The following is an 18642-nucleotide window of genomic DNA, read 5'->3' on the forward strand; positions in this document are numbered from 1 at the left end:
TATCAGATTGTAACCGCAGTACTGCCAGAAAGTTTCGCAATGATAACTCTTTAACGTGATTGTGTCAAGAAAATTTTCAGCTATTATTAATTTTTTAAGTGGATAAGTTAAATTTTCGGTAAAATATTACCGCTTATCCTTCCTTCAAGTGCTATTTCTTGAAAACTCACTAACTTTGCAGCCGTTTTAAAAAAAGATAGTTAAACGTTAAAGTTTAACGGGTAATCAGAAAAAAGCAACAAACTGATTTACCGCTAACGGACAACGTGTAACATATAACGTCAAAACCAAACAAATGGAGAGAAATCAAATCATTGGATTAGCGCTGATTATGACGATGCTGATTGGGTACCAGCTCTTGGCCCCAAGTCCTGAACCTACCAAGCCTAATCCTGCGGAGCAAGCCAAAAACGCACCGAGACCCGCGGCCACGGCTCCGGCCCAAAAGAAATTGGATTCCATCACGGCCCAAGCGGTGTATGGTGATTTTGCAAGTGCGGCGCAAGGAACGGCCCGCGACATTGTCGTAGAAAACGACGATGTGCGTGTTACATTCAGTACAAAGGGCGGAAATGTCAAAGAAGTATTGCTCAAGAAATACAAAACGTACACGCTGCAACCCTTGTACCTGATTGATGAACAAAGCAGTACTTTCAGCCTTGAACTTCCTACCAATAAAGGAACGGTTAATCTTTCGGAGTTATACTTCACCACCGATGCACAAAGCCAAACCATCAGCGCGGGCAAATCTGCAAAAGTATCGTTTCGCTTGCCCATGGGCAACAATCAGTACGTAGAACAAACCTACACCGTACAGGGGAATGGTTACCTGATTGATTATGATGTGCAATTGGTCGGACTGGATGGGCTGGTCAAAAATGAACCTACGCGCCTAGTGTGGCAAGACAAGCTCAAACAACTTGAAAACGACATGGCTGAAAACCGCAAAGTAGTGACCACCAATTACTATTCTGACGGCTCGCTCTCAAACATCGGTGCCGGCCAAAGCGAAAACGTGGAAGAAAAAATCGAGCAACCTGTTTCGTGGTTTTCGCACAAAAACAAGTACTTCCTAACGGCATTTATTACCAAAGGCACGGCACTGAGCAACGTAACCCTAAAATCACTGGTGGATATTACGGATACAACCTACATCAAAACCATGCAAAGTGAGGGTTCGCTCGCCACGGCCGATTTGAAAGCTGGCAAAGGTAACTTCCAGTTATTCTTCGGGCCTAACGATTATCAGGTGGTAAAAGAAGTAAAAGCCGCCCCTGATTTTGGCGACAACGTAGACCTAGGCTACGCTATCCTAAAGCCACTCAACAAGTTCTTCTTTGTTCCGATGTTCAACTTTCTGGAGAAATTCTTCAGCAATTACGGAATTTTAATCATTGTTCTGGTACTGATTGTCAAGCTCGTGATGACGCCACTCGTGTATAAATCGTACGTGAGTATGGCCAAAATGCGAATGCTAGCGCCTGAGTTGGCCGTGATACGCGAAAAAGTGGGCGACGATGCCGCCAAAATGCAACAGGAGCAAATGAAACTCTATCAGCAAGTGGGCGTCAGTCCGTTGAGCGGTTGTATTCCAGTATTGGCAACGATGCCGATTTTGATGTCGCTGTTCTTTTTGTTTCCTAACTTGATTGAACTTCGTCAGGAGGCTTTCTTGTGGGCAAGCGACCTTTCTACCTATGATGCACCCATTAAGTTGCCTTTCTCGATTCCATTCTACGGTGCGCACGTGAGTATTTTCACGCTGGCCATGACGATTTCACAATTAGTGTACGCATGGTATAACAACCAAATCACGCCTACGCAAGTACAGCAGCCCGGGATGCCCGACATGCGCATGTTGACGTACTTCATGCCCGTCATGTTTATGTTTATTATGAACTCGTTCCCAGCAGGTTTGAGCTTTTATTATTTGGTTTCCAACGTCGTGACCATTCTTCAACAGCAGATTATTCGTCGTTTTGTGAACGATGATAAAATCCGGGCGATTCTGGAAGAAAACCGCAAGAAGATTGCGTCGGGCGTGAAAAAGAAATCGAAGTTCTCCGACATTCTGGAGCGCTCCATGAAAGCCGCCGAAGAAGCTAAAAAACAAGCGGACGATGCCAAAAAACAAACCGAGGCAAAACGCCAACAATTAAAGAAGAAAAATCCATAGGCATAAGAAGTCACAACACAATAAAGGCTGCGGAGTACACCTCCGCAGCCTTTATTGTGTTGTGAGAAACATTTATAATCTATTCCAAAGGTAAGTCCTCAGTATTCAGATAAACATCTTCCATTGGCAGAGTCACGTCAACGGATTCCAAATAAATAGCACCCTGTATATCAATGGCTTCTGATGCCAAAAACCATAACCCCGCTTCGTTTTTACGGTATACTTCAGCGTGGATTTTTTTAGAATCCACCAAAACATACTCTTTCAAACTCTCCAACTGCCGATACAATAAAAATTTATCTCCCCGATCGTAGCCTTCGGTACTTTTGGAAAGTACTTCCACGATAACGACGGGATTCATGACCGTATCTTTGTATAAGTCTGAAAACTGAGGTTTACCGCATACAATAACAATATCAGGGTAACTGTAAAGCCCATCGGTATGGCGCGTCAAAATACGCTGGTCGCTCGACATCGTACGGCACCCCTTTCTGCGAAGTGCCATATTCAGATTGGCCGAAAGATTACCTGACACCACATTGTGCCTCGTGGTCGCCCCCGCCATGGCAAAAATCTCGCCGCGATAATACTCGCTTTTGTACGCAGCGTTGCGTTCTATTTCCAGATATTGTTCTGGCGTATAATACGTTTGGGTTTGCGCACTCATGCCTGCTGTTTTTTAAACAAAGTTACCCAATATCTCCGCCAAAGTCAATTTCTGTTGCTCGCCCGACTGCATGTTTTTGAGGGATAATACACCCGTTTGAATTTCTTCTGAGCCGATGATCAGCACGTAGGGAATGCGTTTACGGTCGGCGTAGTCGAATTGTTTTTTGAGTTTTGAGGCATCAGGATACAGCTCGGCGTTGACGCCTGCTTCGCGCAGTTGACGCAATACCCCCAATCCGTAGGCTTCGGCGTCGGCGTCAAAGTTCGTAATCATCACTTGGGTAGTAATAGATTGATTTTCAGGAAAAAGCTTCAATTCTTCCATCACATCATAAATACGGTCTACGCCAAACGAAATCCCCACACCCGACAGCCCAGGCATTCCGAACGTCCCCGTCAGGTTATCGTAACGGCCACCACCTGAGATACTTCCCATTTGCACGCCATTGGCCTTTACTTCAAAAATAGCCCCCGTATAGTAGCTTAAACCACGCGCCAGTGTCACGTCAAGTTGCAGTTGGGGAGACGGCAAGCCGAAGTTATTGACTTTGGTCCAAACCTCTTCCAGCTCTGCCACCCCTTTGGACCCGATTTCGGAGCCCGCCAGCCATTGGCGGAGGTTGTCGAAAATATCGGTTTGATTGTTGGCTAATTCATAAATAGGTTGCAATTTCTCAATCGCCTCGGCCGAAAAGCCGCGTTCCAAAAGCTCCTGCTCCACTTTTTCTTTACCGATTTTATCCAATTTATCAATCGCCACGCACATCGGTCCTTCCTGTCCCGGCGCACCGATGATTTCGGCAATGCCGCTTAAAATCTTACGATTGTTAATTTTTACGGTAAAATCCAACACGCCCAATCCACGCAATACTTCATGAATCATCAGCACAATCTCGGCTTCGCACAGCAGAGAATCTGTCCCAACGACGTCGGCATCGCACTGATAAAACTCCCGATAACGTCCCCGCTGCGGGCGGTCGGCCCGCCATACGGGTTGGATTTGGTAGCGCTTAAAGGGCATCACCAAATCGCTGCGGTTCATCACCACAAACCGGGCAAAAGGCACCGTCAGATCATAACGCAATCCTTTTTCGGAGACTTTGAGGGTGAGTTTTTTGTAGCCTTCCTGCCATTGGGTCTCGGTGAGGCCTTCGGCAAAATTGCCCGAATTAAGAATTTTAAAGAGGAGTTGGTCTCCTTCATCGCCGTATTTACCCATCAACACCGAAAGATTTTCAATGGCAGGCGTCTCGATAGGCTGAAACCCATAACGTTGAAAAATACGGCGAATGGTATCAAAGATATAGTTACGCTTGGCCATCTGCGCGGGCCCAAAATCGCGCGTTCCACGGGCCAGAGAAGGTTTACTCATTATTTTCGTGGTTGGTGATTAGCAGTTCGTGGTTGGTGAGTAATAGTCACTATTCACAAGCCACTCCCCACTATTAAACCGCAAAAGTAGCATCCTCTTTGAAAAAAATAGGCGCATGGTTTATTTTTTTCGGAAAGAAGTCCGTATTTTTGCGGCTCAATTTTAGAATCAACATTAAAAGATAATACTACAATGGGCGTGACCAAACTTTTGCGCAAAGCAAAGCGCAACGTAATGATTCCACAAAACAAAGAGGCTCTTATTAAGCACCGCACGTGGAAACCAGAAATTAAGAAAATTGACATTGAGGCAATCAAGGCAGAGTTTGCCGCCAAAGCCTAACCAATTTTGCCGCCTTGAGCGGCATTTTTCTTTTTAAGGGCAGTTTCAAACTCCTTTTGCATTTTTTTCAATTTCCGACGAACTTCCTGACGGTATTGGTATTGTACGCGAAAAATAATGGCTTGACCAAACAGTGAAATACCCGCATTGATGACGATTAAGCTATACGTTCCCATCAAAAACCATTGTCTGAAAGGGGCGTTGGTATGTTTTAAATGCCCTGCCTCACTAAATACACACAGTCCGTACCCAATCACGACCAAACTTGTCGGGGCCAACAGCAGCCACTTTGTTCGGGAGTTCATGCGTTTTACCAATTTTTGGCCGGGTGGTTTTGACGTTTTCGGAATCATCTTTGTGGTAGGTGTCTTTAAGTTTTGCTTTTAACCCGAAAAGTAAAAACTTTGCAGGACTTGTTGAATAAAAATCTCATAAAATTCTCGAATGAAAGACATCATCAGTTGGGTGTTACGGCACGTACCGCGCAAATATTTACAATTAGTCAGTCATTTTGGCGTCAAAGTCTTGTCGGTTTTTTACCGTGGTAAGGGAGTCGAATGCAGCGTATGCGGCAGCGAATTCAGAAAATTTCTACCTTATGGCCGTTCAGGAAGAGACAATGCCCTCTGCCCCAGCTGTTTATCACTAGAACGCCACCGCCTGATGTATTTGTACTTACAGCGCAAAACGCCGTTTTTCAAAGCCAATCTCAAATTGCTTCACGTAGCACCCGAGTATTGTTTCATCGACCGCTTCGAGAAGATGAAAAACCTGGATTATATCACCGCCGATATTGAGTCTCCTTTGGCAAAGGTAAAAATGGACATTCACCAGATTCCGTTTGAAGCCAATACGTTTGATGTCGCTTTTTGTAACCACGTCATGGAACACGTTGACAACGACATCAAAGCCATGTCTGAACTTCATCGCGTGCTCAAACCCGGCGGCTGGGCCATCATTCAATCACCGCAAGATTGGTCAAGAGCTGAGACCTTTGAAGACCCAACCATCACCGACCCCAAAGAGCGCGAAAAGCACTATTGGCAGGATGACCACCTTCGTCTTTTTGGACGTGATTACGGCAAACGCCTTGAAAAAGCAGGTTTTAAAGTAACCGAAGACCGCTTCGTCATGAACGAACTCACACCTGAAGAAGTAAAACGCTTTGCGTTGCCAGCCAACGAAGTGATTTATTTCTGTCAAAAATAATGACATTCTTGATTTGGATTGACATAAATGGGAAAGTTCCACCGAGAACTTTCCCAGTGGAACTAAGTACTACAATTCTTAATCTAAACGAAATGGTGCTTTTCAGTGCTCCTTACACACTCGGTCTGCAAGGGTTTTCATAAGGCTTACCCTTACGAAGCATGTTTTATTTACTTAAACTATCTACCTGCCCATTTGTTTTCTGCATTTTACGAGCTACCCTTTCATCCACTTGCGCAGGTTTAGCCTGGCTTTTGTAGTGATTAGGTAATACCAACGGATTTTGGGGTTCAAGTCCAATCGTCGGTACACTCATTACTACCGTTGCCTCCTGCGCAAAATTGACCTTTCCCTGGCGCTTATAATTATGTGCCGATTGGACATTATTTTTTAATTCCAGTGGCATGACACGCTCATTTGGCGAAACGACCAACGATGATGTACTTTGCGGTGCTTTCTGCGAAACAGGTCGCTTGTAATTGTGCGGCGAGTTGATGGATGCATTTTGCGCTAACACAGACGACGAACCTAACAAAATTAAGGCGATAAATGATTGAATGAACGATTTCATGATAATTATTATGTTTTGGAATACTTAGCTAATGTTGTTGTCTTTTGACACTACAAAAGTACGGCGCTGGTCTTAGAGGGATATTAGGCCAAGATTAGAATTGCCTTAGAAATCCGAGTCTTCCTTACTTTTGAAGCCCAAATTCTACTTTCTGCACTTAGTAAAATGTGATTAAGTCAAAATTTAATTTTGAGCCCTGGGCCAGATACTTGGTTTACGGGTACATCAATGGGTATATTATTTTGATTTAGCTCCAGATACTTCAATTTTTTTAGCCCTTTAATTTCAATGGGAATATCCTGCAACTGATTATTTGCCAAATACAACTGTTCTAGTTGGCTTAACTTTCTAATGTTTCGGGGTAATTTTTGAATACCGTCGTTCTCTAAGTGAAGAATTTTTAGCCTTGGAAGCTTACGCAATACATTGATATTTTTAGGCAAATCAAGGTTCTTGTCGTTGTCGAGGTATAGCTCTTCCAAATTTTGCAGTTGAGAAAATTCCGATGGCAATTCCCTGAACGTATTCCCTCCAAGATCCAATACCCTCAAATTTTGCAGCTTAAAAATTTCGAGAGGGACCCCGTTCAATTTGTCATTACGCAAACTCAGGTAACGCAAATTAATGAACTTAGGTAATTCGCGTTTGAAGTCAGTGATATCCTGATTGCTCAAATTAAGACGATAGACTTTTTCCGGGGCTTTCAAGGCTTCTTCCCATTGGTTGTACTCTTTGTCGATCAGCAAAGCTTCTGACGACTGTCCCATAGCCCTGCTTTGTACACCGACCGTTAAAAGAACGGTTAAACTGTACAGTAAAAATTGAATTTTCATTTTTGGTTGGTTAAGTGCATTGGTTGGCCCCTCCTGGGCAAAAAACGAAGGTAAGTGCCACAAAATCACCTACCACTTCAGTAGCATTATGGCCAGATATACTATTTAGAAACACTTTCCCTTCCTAGCAATAGGTGCTTTTTCAAACTTTGCGAATATCACGCCTGAAGCGGCGAATAAATTCTGTTTCTTTTCCGGACACTCTCTCGTCAGCTTGTGCTATATCGGTCATTATCTTAATAAAATATTCGCGAGTAGAGTCATCAAGGTCTTTGCTGTGCGATGCAAAGCAGCGCATGGCAAAATTGTAGGCTTCCTCTACGGGCGTCTGATAATGTTCCCGCAGCTGAAAAGATTGCATAGCCAACTCCCCATGCGGCTCTTCAATCAATACATTGCGGGCTTTTAGAGATTCGAGTTCATGTAATTGTCCATCAACTTTGATGAGCGCATATACAGCACTGCCTAAACCGATATATAAATTAGGGATGAAGGGTTTCATTTTTAAAAACTGGTTAAAATATTGACAAACAAGAGTTTTTATTTTTTGTAAAAAAAAAGACAGGACAAACCAATTATTTATCCTGTCTAACGTTCACTACAGCCATTACTACTCTACCTTATCTGGTGAGATCAAAAGAGGGGCACCGCCACCCGTGATGATCACTTTACTGTTTGAGGAAGCCGCCAGTTTATTGAATGCCTCAATCGACTTAAATTGAATGAGCATCGGCGTCAATCCTTCATTTATTATTTTCTGGGCATCGCGAACCCCTGTGGCTTCAATGATTCGGCGCTGGGCTTCCTGACGTTCTTTATCGAGCACAAACTGCATACGTTGTGAATCCTGCTCTGCTTCCAGTTTTTCTTCAATTGCTTTGGTCAATCCTGATGGTAAAACGATACTTTTCAGCAATACGGATTCAACAATAAATCCACGGTCTTTGAGCTGTGACATCATTTGTTCGCGAATCGAGTTCTCAATGGCAGTGCGTTGGCCTGTATGCATATCTTTGGCAAAATAGCGAGCCGATACATCGGCCACAGCCGAACGAAAAACGGGAAGTATCACCACTTGATCATAGTTCTTACCCAAATTTTCGATTATCTGTGGAGCCTGACCGCCCACCACTCGGTATAAAATAGACACATCTGACTGCACCGTAAGACCTTCTTTGGAAGGCAAAGGCAACCGTACTTCTATATTTGTGGTTCGGGTAGGCATTTTTATGATGCGAGTCACGAACGGGTTAAATACTTTTACGCCTTCTCGGAGTGGCTCAGGTCTGATTTTTCCGAGGGTTCGTTTTACGCCTACTTCGCCCTGGCGCACAACTGTACAACTACTAAAAAAAAGGATTATGGCTAAAAAGGCAAGGGGATTAATTACGCGTTTCATGGTTGTCATAGGTTTAACTGTTAATGAAAAAGGGGAATCAAAACCAAGTCTTTGCCTAGTGTTTTCACGCCGTCAATTGTCTTGTTTTGACAGCACAAAATTGTTACCTTAGTATTAGACGAATATTATAGCCGTATTAGAAGTTCCTTAGAAAACTATGGTTTCTCCTGCGATTTGTATTGAAGGAGTTGAATTTGTTTTCGAAGCTCGTTCAATTGCCGATCTGTTTGCAGTTTAGCCGCATAGAGCGAATCATAACGCAACCGAAGCTCGTCGTGCTGCTGTCTGAGGCTTTGGTGTTGTCCACGGTATCGAAAGGCTGTGCCCAAACCACCAAAAAATAACATAGTAAAGGCCAAAACGACAATCCCCCCCACAAACGTAGACGCCCATCGACGACTGCGCTTGCGCACCGTGGCTTGAGGATTGGGGGTCGAAAAATAATCTAGTTTGTAGCGCGTCATAATTTTGTCCCATTTTAAGTAGGCAAAACTAATACCACTACCTTGGAAGAAACTTAGAAGAATATTAGAAAAGCATTAGGATTTTTGGGGAAGCGTAATCACAAAAGTAGTACCAATCTCAGGGCCCGATTCTACCGATAGGCTACCGTGGTGTAATTTAATGATTCGGGCGGTCAATGAAAGTCCAATACCATGCCCAGCGATGTTGCGCGCGTTTGAACCACGTCGGAAAGGTTTAAAGATAAGCGGCAATTCTTCCTTAGGAATGGCTGGCCCATCGTTATGAAAATGGATTTCAAAAGCGCTTGGTAACTTGTTGAACCGAACCTCAACCGTGTTGTCTGGGGAGAATTTAGCCCCGTTTTCCAACAAGTTGGTGAGCGCAATTTGAAGAAGGGCCTCATTGCCCAACACATTGAAATGAGTGGTGTCTTTAGAGAAATTCGCCAAATTTACTTTAATTATATACCCTGGATAGGCCCTGAGCAACTCACTACGAACCTGCCAAAAAATTTCGTCAAGGTACACCTCCGACAATTTAACGGCCGACTCTTCTATGCTGACCTTTGCCAGCGACAACAATCCGTTTGAGAGTCGATTCAGCTGGCGGGCATCGTCGAGCACGGAGCGGAGCGTATCGTGCCATTCCTGCGGGTTATCGTCCATGAGCGCTACCTCAATTTGGCCCGTAATGGCCGTAAGCGGGGTTCGGAGCTCGTGCGAAGCATTGGAGACAAACGCCCGCTGCAATTGAAATGCTTCCTCCAAGCGGTCGAGCATCTGGTTGAAACGTTCGGCCAACTGACCGATTTCATCGGGCGTATTTCCTACATCTACCCGCAAATCCAGACGTGAGGCCGTAATCGCATCTACCCGACCAATTAGTTTTTTGAGCGGCAATAAAGCCCGGTATGCATAAAACCACCCCACCAAAAAGACAATAAAGCCAGAAATAAACCCCCCTACTCCCATCACCAAAAGCAAGTTGCTTACTTCGCTGTGGCCATATTTATCAACTGCCGAGGCAAAGACCACAAAGCGGTTATATTCATCTGCAAACAAGACTCCTATTACCTCTCTTTTCCCTTCGTCCCAACGAAATTCCTTCTCAAGACGTACGTGGTTCAGGATTGTCTTATCCACTTTTAGATAATCGGTACCGCTTTCATACACGAGTGAATCGCGGTAATTGTAGATAATAATTTCTTCTTCGTTGAGAACCGTTAAATGATTCTTATCGAGCAACTTATACAACTCCGGACTGAGCGTTTCTTTCCCAAAAAGCAACTCTACGTTGGTATTGGCCTCGGCCTTGAGTTGTTCGTAGAATTGGGTTTTGCGGTGCCGCTCCGCAAGCAAATAAATAACAATGCAAAACAACAGCAATAAAATCGAAACAACCGCCGTAAAAAGCAGCGTTAAACGGATACGAATCGTCATTTTTCTTTTAGCGTATAGCCCATGCCAACCACCGTATGGATGAGCTTGTTAGCGGTTTCTTTGTCGATTTTTTTTCGCAAATAATTGATATAGACCTCAATAAAATTGGTGCCCGTGTCAAAATCAATGTCCCATACTTTTTCGGCAATATCCACTTTTGAAACCACCCTTCCACGATTGCGCATCAGGTATTCTAACAATGCAAACTCCTTGGCCGTCAAGTCAATGGTTTGTCCGCCCCGCCGGGCCAGTTTTTGGTCCAGATCTAATTCCAAGTCTGCCACACGCAGCACGTTGGTCTGCTCAATGGTTTTTACGGCTCGTTTAAGCAGAGCCTTCAAACGAGCCACCAGCTCCATAAAATCAAATGGTTTGACCAGATAATCATCAACTCCTGCATCAAAACCCGCCAGTTTGTCGGCGGTAGTATCTAGCGCAGTAAGCATCAAAAGCGGGATTTGGGCATTTTTGGTACGGATGTAAGCGGCCAATTCTACCCCATCCATAAAAGGTAAATTCACGTCCAAAATGATGAGGTCAAACGTGCGCTCGTCAAAAAGGCGCTGCCCCTCTCTCCCATCTTCGGCAATTTCGACCGTAAACCCCTGTCTTTCTAAGCCTTTTTTTATAAATGCGGCCACTTTTGTTTCGTCTTCCACTAAAAGTAAATGAGGCACAAATTCCATAAACGGTGCGATAAATAAACTTTAGATAGCTATTAAATCAAAGGCTCAGGCAGGCATGTTGCTTTTGAGTTCTTCCACCTGATTGAGATGTCGATCAATGTGAAACCGCAAAAATTCAAAGCGTTGACGAATATCAATCGGGCCAGAGATAGGATGCGGGTGAATCAGTGATTCCAACTCATCGTCATGCAGTTCATGGCCCAAAGCGTTTAGTTCCACTTGCAGACTTTCCAACGAAGCCGCCCAAAAACCAATCGGACCACCCAACCGAGGAGCGGCTATTGCAGGAGCGATTTCTTTTGGCTTCCAGGTTTTTTCCACAATTTCTTCAATCGACAGTCCTTTGTGAATCATCTCCCCGTCCCAGTTTTTTTTACCTTCGCGGGCGGCCTGAAGTACTTTCCACATCCCGAGTATGGCGCCGTGTTCGGCCCAATACAAATGCTCCGTGTTGTCTACTACATTCCAAACATCGGGAGAAGGTTTCCATTGCGCTTGCCCTTCAGAAAGTTGCCTAACAGTGTCAAGGTAACGATTGCGCGCCGCCAATACTTCGCTGATTAGTTTTTTTACCTGATTCATGTTGAGGTTCTTTTATGTGCGTTAAAGGTAAAAAAAAGGGTCGAGAAATTGCATTTCCACGTATTTTTATGCCTATTTATGCGAAATTGGTTGTTATGGTCGTGACAAAAACAGCCAAATTTTCTCCTCTGTATCTTCAAAAATCTAACCATGTTCCAGTTTATGGTTGTTTGGGGCATGGGCGCACCGTTTTTAAGAAAGGCTTCACTCCTAATGCTGTCCGTCGCAGGTGAGATGGAGTCCCTGAAAAAAATCGGGGCTAAAAAAAGAAAAGGCAAACCCAATGATGTACTCATTTTCGACGGTTTTTGTAGCTTTGTCAAATCACTTGCAAATTTGCCGAACTATGAGAAAACTTACGTCTTACACCTTTTTCTTTCTCCTTTTATTACATTCCACCCCTAACATCCACGCCCAGGTAAAACCATTAACCTCCAGCGAAATCCTCCTTAATCTTAAAAAATTAAATGTATTGGGTAGCGCCATGCACATTGCCGCTCACCCCGACGACGAAAACACCTTACTCCTTACGTATTTATCCAAAGAACGACTCGTTAAGACCCAGTACCTCGCCCTCACGCGCGGCGATGGCGGTCAAAACCTCATCGGGCCTGAGCAGGGCGAATACATCGGCATCATCCGTACGCAGGAGTTACTGGCCGCCCGGCGCATCGACGGAGCCGAGCAGCTTTTTTCGAGAGCTTATGACTTCGGCTTCTCCAAAACCCGCGAAGAAACGCTCAAATTTTGGGGCGAAAACAACATTTTGTCCGACGTGGTGTATCACATCCGTAAAAACCAACCCGATGTACTCATTACGCGCTTTCCGCCAGATGCACGGGCAGGACACGGCCACCACAATTCGTCGGCATTCTTAGCAGAATTGGCCTTCAATATGGCAGGCGACCCTACCAAATTTCCAGAACAACTCAAAGAAGTACAAACGTGGCAACCCAAGCGGGTGGTTTGGAATACTTTTTCACCGGGTTTTTCTAACCAAAAACCCACCGATAAAGGAAGTTTCATCACCATCGACATTGGCGGCTACAGCCCCTACCTCGGAAAATCACACGCTGAAATCGCCGCCGAAAGCCGTAGTTCACACAAAAGTCAAGGGTTTGGCTCGGGGGCTAACCGCAACGCGCGAATTGATTTTATGATGCACAAAGACGGTGTACCCGCCGAAAAAGACCTGTTTGATGGCGTTGATATGTCATGGAACCGCGTCAAAGGAAGCGAGCAGGTAGCGCAACTGGTAGACCAAGCCATTCGCAATTACAACGTCAATTATCCCGCATCCTCGGTACCAGTTTTGGTCAAAATTTATCAGGAATTAGGAAAACTAGACGCTCAAAATAAATACGTTCAGCAAAAGAAAGCCGAAATTGAAGTATTGCTTCAAAACTGCCTAGGGCTTTGGTTTGAAACCAACCCTGTCGACTACGCCGTAGCCCAAGGCGACCGCGCGGCGGTGCGGGTAAGCGTGGTAAAACGCGCCGATTACCCGCTTAAACTTACCCGCGTGCAATTTTGGGGCGCTCAAAAAGATTCTACATTGTCATTGGAGTTGAAAAACAATGAACTTTCAACCTTCACTTTCAGCGCGGAGGTTCCTAAAACAATCAAAATCAGTCAGCCGTATTGGTTAGAAAAACCCATCAAAAATGGCGCCTTCCAGATTGATGACCAATCCAAATTAAGCACGCCCGAAAACGTACCTTCGTTACAAACATCGTTTACATTCCTCATTGATGGTCAATCTTTTACCTTTACCAAACCTTGGGTGTACAAATCAACCGACCCCGTGGATGGTGAAGTCTACCGCCCGTTTGAGATTCGGCCCGAAGTGACGGCCAACGTGAGCGAAAAAGTGTACGTTTTTGCCGACAATCAACCCAAAATGGTGGACATTGTGGTAAAAGCCCACCGTGCCAACGTAAAAGGAATGTTGACGTTTGACGTACCCGCTGGCTGGCGCGTGGAGCCGGCCCAAATCCCGTTTGATTTGCCCGAAAAATACCAGGAACAAACCGTCAGCGTCAAGATTTTCCCCTCCGCGCAGCAGAGTGAAGTCAAACTGAAAGTAATTGCAAAAACCGAAAACGGAGAGAGTCCTTATAGCCTCAAATCGGTTGAATACAAGCACATTCCGACGCAGACGATTTTCCCGATGGCCACCACCGCCTTGGTAAAGCTCGACATCAAAAACAAAGCAAAAACCATCGGGTACATTGCAGGCGCGGGCGACGAAGTACCCGCGGCCTTGCACCAAATGGGCTGCAACGTCACCTTGCTTGATGAAGCTGCACTCAGCAAAAATCTTGCGGTCTATGACGCCATCGTGGTGGGCGTCAGGGCCTATAACACCGAAGAGCGTATCAAGTATTTTCAGGAAAAATTGATGGAATACGTCAAAAACGGCGGTACGATGGTGGTGCAATACGTAACGGCGGGAGGCTTCGGCAATACGCTCAAAGTGAAAGAAATAGGCCCGTATCCTTTCAAAGTAGGCCGCGACCGGGTCACGGAAGAAGACGCCGAAATGCGGATTTTACAACCCACGCATCCTATCTTGAACACACCCAACAAAATTACGTCGAAAGACTTTGAAGGATGGATTCAGGAGCGCGGTATTTATTTTGCCGTAGAATGGGACAAAAACTACACGCCACTTTTCTCGGCCAACGATACCAACGAAGCCGCCAAAGAGGGTAGCCTTATTTATGCGCCCTACGGAAAAGGCCATTTTGTGTATACCGGCTTGGTGTTTTTTCGCGAGCTTCCGGGCGGAGTATCGGGGGCATATCGGTTGTTTGCCAACCTGATTTCGTTGGGAAAGAAATAGCTACGAAGCAAACAAATCATATTTAAAAAAATGGGCTGGCTATTTGCGGCCCATTTTTTTTAGTTGTTTCAAGCCTCTTCTTTCCAAAACACATTTCCCAATTGACTGCTGGAGACTGCGCCAAAGCGTAGCAAAATACGACTTGGTGGGCTCACGTTTGTACGCAATTCGCCCAGTTCTTGTGGGTTCGTTGGGCGACGGGTTTTCATTCTGAATAAAAAGTCGATTGGCCATTCCCGATATAAATTTTCTCTTTTGGGAATTGCCATCACTGTCTTGTTTAAGAAAAACAACTTTCAAATCGTGATAAATTAAGGTTCCTTTTCCTGCTACATTGTATTCATTGCCTTTCACCTCAAAAGTAAAACGCTGGACTTGGCCCGATTCAATCTTAGTCATCGCCAGTGCCTCTATCACTGGATTAAGGTTCCGTAAATCCATGGCACCTACTACCCCTTTACAGGTAAATTCACCGCTTTTGGAGGCAATATTGAACGTAAAATCGGCGGTAAACAAGGCCTTCCCCATAAAAAGACCGTTTATGCGCGCCTCGCATACAGGATTTCTGAGCAACGAAAGCGTATCATTGGTCACGTTGACTAAATCGCCTTTGACCAACCTAAAATTTACGCCACCATTGCTATTCGTTTCGGGGCTATACTCGGCATAAGAGACCACAAAATTTTCGACGTGCACCGTGTCTATGTTCATTTTAAAGGGCAACTCTCGGAACATCTGTTGGGGGTATTTTCCTATTTTAGAAGACGTAGAAGGGTTGCCATCGCTAAAAATAGCAATGTTTCCGCGTTGAATAAACGCCCGTTCCGCCATCAGTTTTTTATCAAAAATCAAGGCCTTCAAGTCTACTTGCTGTACCAATATATCTTCAAAAACAAACGCAATACGGTCATTGCCGTTGGCCCGGGTGGTGTACTGACGCCCCTCGAATTTGGGCATATAATGAATTCCTTTGACTTGAATTTCTCTTTTTTCGGACGAAAAAGATATCGTATCTAGCCTAAAATCGTGCAATGAACCGATGGAAGGAAAGTAAAGGTTTGATAATTTGAAGGACGTATTTTTGGAATAATAAAAACGGGTGGTATCGAGATAAGAAAGCGAATCAATCAAAAAGTCTGTGATGTCTATGTCCAGTTTGTCCAATACAATCCGTTCGGGTTTTTGTTTGGTTTTATCCGCAAAAGCAAACTTCATCTGATTGAACTCCACTTTTTTGACCCGGAAAGATTTTACAAATTTTGAAATAACTTTATAAGGCGACGATTCTGTATTTGAAGGTGCTTTGCTCTGCTTCCGCTGCGTAATTTCGACCGTAGGTCGGTTGATTCTGATGAGGTCAATTTCCAGTTTTCGTTCCAAAACCAGTTTAAACAAGCCAATATTGGTGAGCAGGATTTCTTCAATGTCGGTAGCGTAGATAAAATTGGATGTGTTGCTGTTCTCAATCCGCTTTCGATACAAAAGCGTATCAGGAATCAGTTTTATGCGCGTTAGTTCAGCTTTGCCCGAAAATGGTTTGTAGAGCAGTTTCTCAAACTCAATTCGGTACATTCCATCCGATGTTTCAGAAACTGACTTTTTGAGTGTTTTGACCAATAAAGGCCGTAAGTAATAGCGTTCGGCCACTAAAACCATCGCCACCGTGAGCAAGGCCACACCGCCAATAATGAGCATCCATATCGTCCATTTTCGCGTCATAATCAGATTTTAGTTATTACTGGTGCGGGTTCAATAACAGACTAAAAAGTTATGCCGGCCTCAATTTTATTTACAAAAAAAAGGCGCTTACATCACATAAGCGCCTGATTGATACCATTTTATACTGAGCAATAAAAACGCCAAATTACTAAGCAAGTACAGTTTGCTCGCTCCATTCAAAGTGAGGGAGCTTAATCGGAGCCAACAATTGTTCTTCGAGCATATTGGCCCATTCGCTGATGTAGAGCACCACATCATCCCGAAAATTATGGCGCAAGTAGCGTTTCTCGGGGGGCAGGCGTTGCAAAATGCGTACATCCGACAGCCGTTCTAATTGCTTCAAATCGTCGGGGTCGAGGCCCGCCTCCATCATTTCGCCGATGAGCAAATCCATGGGCAAACCACTCGTTGGGCAATAGTCATTGAGCTGCTCATTCCAATCTCCGCGCCCGTTGGCAAGGGCATGGGCATGAATTTCGGCTTTGGTCAGGCGGGTAAGTTCCTGCGCTAAGTTTCCGCAATTGCAGCTTCCCATGTGGCCCCATTGATAAGGTGAACCTTTTTCGATTTTTCGGGCCGTACGACGAAGCGCCGCAATAAGGTCAAGATTCGGGCGTGCCATAATCGTAAATGTATTGATTAAGTTAATTGAATCGTTTCGATAGTGAATTAACCAAAAAACACCTTGTGGCTGGTTTTTGTTTTAAGGCAATTTATGTATTTTTTTGTAAAAATTAAGGTTTTACGCTGTCAAGAATCATTTTTCTGGCAACGCAAAACGAAATGCACCACCCGATGAAATTTTCTATTTTCGCAAGTTGTATCTGTCTTTACCTTTTTACCGCCTGTAGCTCCACGTTTAACCCCAAACAAACGTATTCGGTGCAACAAATTCAGGATGATTTCAACCTCATGCAACGAGCGTTGCTGGAGTCTCATCCAGGAATTTATCGGTATTCTTCGCCCGATACCATTCAGTGGATTTTTAACAAAACCGCTCAGCAACTGACCCACCCCATGACCGAGCGCGAATTTAGGCGTACGGTCAATCCCGTTTTTTCGTACATCCGCTGCGGCCATACCGACATTTATCCATCAAAACAATACACAAAATATATCAAAAAAAACAAACCCAAAGAATTTCCACTTTCGGTTTTTTGGGCTGATAATCAACTCCGTATCACACAAAACCGCACCAAAGATTCTACCCTTGCCGTGGGCGGCGAAATCACCCGCATGGATGGCCGACCCATCGAAAAAATAATGAAAGAAATGTGGGATTTGATTCCGTCGGATGGCTATAACCAAACCTTTAAAATTTCCGTAGCCAACACCAATTTTGGGTCATTTTACCGCTATTTGTACGGCAACGACAGCACATTTACCGTGACGGTAAAAGACAGTTTGGGAAAATCACGTAACCTAAAAATTTCGTTTACGGCTCCTCCCAAACCCGCCAAAAAGAACGCTCCTAAGCCCGTCGGGGCACCCAAACCCAACACCGTTCCGACCACGACGCCCATTCCTCGCCCCAAAGCACCCAAAGTCGATAAGCGCCGCACCTTGAACATATCGACACGCGACAGCAGCGTGGCAATTCTGGACATCAACACTTTCCGCGACGGCGGTCATCGCAAGTTCTACCGAAAATCTTTTCGAACCCTTAAGCAAAAAAACATTCAACATTTGGTCATTGACCTACGCGCCAACGGCGGCGGCCGCTCCGATGCAAGTGTCAACCTCATGTCGTACCTGTTGGACTCGACCTTCGTGGTTTATGATACCATCGACGCCGTGCGGGGGCGCCCCTCTTTCAACCGCTATTACGGCAGCAAACTACTGCGCTTTGCAGCGCGTAATTTTTGGTCTAAAAAAATCTCTTCCGACCGCATTCGCAACCGGTCGACCGCAAAAAAAATACGCCCCAACAAAAAATACGGTTTTAAAGGCAAAGTTTACTTACTGACCAACGGCGGGTCGTTTTCGGCGGCGGCGATTTTCCCTTCTATCATTCAGGAATATAACCCAAGGGCGGTCGTTATTGGCCGCGAAACCGGCGGTGGGCAGTACGGTTGCAACGCCTTCATTTCCCCTTACCTTACCCTGCCAAACACAAAAGCAAAGGTCCGAATCCCGATGTATAAAATTGTGTTAAACCTTCCGGGCTACGACAAAGGGCGCGGTGTAATGCCCGATATTCCAGTAGCGTACACGTTTCAGGACGTGGTTAAAATGAAGGATTTAGACATCGAAAAGGTCTATGAATTGACAAAAAGTCCTGACAAGTAATAAGAAAATCCGAACATTAGTAACTTAAACTACCTACGGCCACGGC

The 18642-nt window shown here is 44.8% G+C and carries 18 protein-coding genes; 5 read left to right on the plus strand and 13 right to left on the minus strand.

From position 1 onward, the window contains the following. The first annotated feature begins 295 nt into the window (after window positions 1-295). On the plus strand, window positions 296-2176 hold the full coding sequence (gene yidC / locus NCI00_RS00345; RefSeq protein ID WP_253523809.1) for a membrane protein insertase YidC: 1881 nt from the start codon (window positions 296-298) through the stop codon (window positions 2174-2176). Window positions 2177-2255: 79 nt separating this feature from the next. Here the strand turns inward: yidC and NCI00_RS00350 are convergent, their stop codons facing one another. Together NCI00_RS00350 and hisS are read right to left on the minus strand one after the other, a co-directional pair. After that, a complete protein-coding gene (locus tag NCI00_RS00350) occupies window positions 2256-2843 on the minus strand; it encodes a Uma2 family endonuclease (RefSeq protein ID WP_253523811.1) in 588 nt (195 codons plus the stop codon). Between the two features lie 12 nt (window positions 2844-2855). Continuing rightward, window positions 2856-4217 carry a histidine--tRNA ligase gene (gene hisS / locus NCI00_RS00355; RefSeq protein WP_253523813.1) on the minus strand — a complete coding sequence of 454 codons (1362 nt, stop codon included), beginning with the start codon at window positions 4215-4217 and terminating at the stop codon, window positions 2856-2858. Between the two features lie 192 nt (window positions 4218-4409). On the opposite strand from hisS, the gene NCI00_RS00360 reads away from it, so the two are divergent. Further along, window positions 4410-4559, plus strand: a complete 150-nt coding sequence (locus NCI00_RS00360) for a hypothetical protein (protein ID WP_013929369.1) — start codon at window positions 4410-4412, stop codon at window positions 4557-4559. Here NCI00_RS00360 and NCI00_RS00365 read toward each other — a convergent pair. Then, complete coding sequence (locus tag NCI00_RS00365; protein ID WP_206023298.1) at window positions 4556-4864, minus strand: hypothetical protein; 309 nt, start codon at window positions 4862-4864, stop codon at window positions 4556-4558. The two genes, NCI00_RS00360 and NCI00_RS00365, sit on opposite strands and share 4 nt — an antisense overlap. 139 nt (window positions 4865-5003) lie before the next feature. Between NCI00_RS00365 and NCI00_RS00370 the strand changes: the two genes are divergently transcribed. Beyond that, a complete protein-coding gene (locus NCI00_RS00370; RefSeq protein WP_253523816.1) occupies window positions 5004-5768 on the plus strand; it encodes a class I SAM-dependent methyltransferase in 765 nt (254 codons plus the stop codon). Between the two features lie 166 nt (window positions 5769-5934). On the opposite strand, the gene NCI00_RS00375 is transcribed toward NCI00_RS00370, so the two are convergent. The 8 genes from NCI00_RS00375 to NCI00_RS00410 all read right to left on the minus strand — a co-directional run bounded on the left by NCI00_RS00375 (window position 5935) and on the right by NCI00_RS00410 (window position 11743). Beyond that, complete coding sequence (locus tag NCI00_RS00375) at window positions 5935-6339, minus strand: hypothetical protein (RefSeq protein ID WP_253523819.1); 405 nt, start codon at window positions 6337-6339, stop codon at window positions 5935-5937. A gap of 176 nt (window positions 6340-6515) precedes the next feature. Next, entirely contained in the window at window positions 6516-7172 is a 657-nt protein-coding gene (locus NCI00_RS00380; protein WP_253523821.1) for a leucine-rich repeat domain-containing protein, read from the minus strand. A gap of 142 nt (window positions 7173-7314) precedes the next feature. Continuing rightward, on the minus strand, window positions 7315-7674 hold the full coding sequence (locus NCI00_RS00385; protein WP_166559525.1) for a tellurite resistance TerB family protein: 360 nt from the start codon (window positions 7672-7674) through the stop codon (window positions 7315-7317). A 108-nt stretch (window positions 7675-7782) separates the two neighbouring features. Further along, window positions 7783-8571: a prohibitin family protein gene (locus tag NCI00_RS00390; protein WP_253523823.1), complete on the minus strand. Its 789-nt coding sequence runs from the start codon at window positions 8569-8571 to the stop codon at window positions 7783-7785. Window positions 8572-8726: 155 nt separating this feature from the next. Then, a complete protein-coding gene (locus NCI00_RS00395) occupies window positions 8727-9035 on the minus strand; it encodes a hypothetical protein (RefSeq protein WP_253523825.1) in 309 nt (102 codons plus the stop codon). Window positions 9036-9110: 75 nt separating this feature from the next. Beyond that, on the minus strand, window positions 9111-10475 hold the full coding sequence (locus NCI00_RS00400) for a HAMP domain-containing sensor histidine kinase (protein WP_253523827.1): 1365 nt from the start codon (window positions 10473-10475) through the stop codon (window positions 9111-9113). Next, entirely contained in the window at window positions 10472-11161 is a 690-nt protein-coding gene (locus NCI00_RS00405; RefSeq protein ID WP_253523829.1) for a response regulator transcription factor, read from the minus strand. Before NCI00_RS00405 ends, NCI00_RS00400 begins: the two co-directional genes overlap by 4 nt. Window positions 11162-11206: 45 nt before the next feature. Next, complete coding sequence (locus NCI00_RS00410) at window positions 11207-11743, minus strand: DinB family protein (RefSeq protein WP_253523831.1); 537 nt, start codon at window positions 11741-11743, stop codon at window positions 11207-11209. 346 nt (window positions 11744-12089) lie between these two features. Between NCI00_RS00410 and NCI00_RS00415 the strand changes: the two genes are divergently transcribed. Next, entirely contained in the window at window positions 12090-14588 is a 2499-nt protein-coding gene (locus NCI00_RS00415) for a PIG-L family deacetylase (RefSeq protein WP_253523833.1), read from the plus strand. 39 nt (window positions 14589-14627) lie between these two features. Here NCI00_RS00415 and NCI00_RS00420 read toward each other — a convergent pair whose 3' ends face one another. Both NCI00_RS00420 and NCI00_RS00425 read right to left on the minus strand, forming a co-directional pair. Next, entirely contained in the window at window positions 14628-16307 is a 1680-nt protein-coding gene (locus NCI00_RS00420; RefSeq protein ID WP_253523835.1) for a hypothetical protein, read from the minus strand. Window positions 16308-16455: 148 nt separating this feature from the next. Then, a complete protein-coding gene (locus tag NCI00_RS00425; RefSeq protein WP_253523838.1) occupies window positions 16456-16929 on the minus strand; it encodes a hypothetical protein in 474 nt (157 codons plus the stop codon). A gap of 173 nt (window positions 16930-17102) precedes the next feature. On the opposite strand from NCI00_RS00425, the gene NCI00_RS00430 reads away from it, so the two are divergent. Then, window positions 17103-18596 (plus strand): S41 family peptidase, encoded by a 1494-nt coding sequence (locus NCI00_RS00430; protein WP_253523841.1) that lies wholly within the window; start codon window positions 17103-17105, stop codon window positions 18594-18596. Window positions 18597-18642 lie beyond the last annotated feature (46 nt).

Origin of the sequence: Runella salmonicolor, assembly GCF_024158025.1 — a bacterium.
Lineage (GTDB): Bacteria > Bacteroidota > Bacteroidia > Cytophagales > Spirosomataceae > Runella > Runella salmonicolor.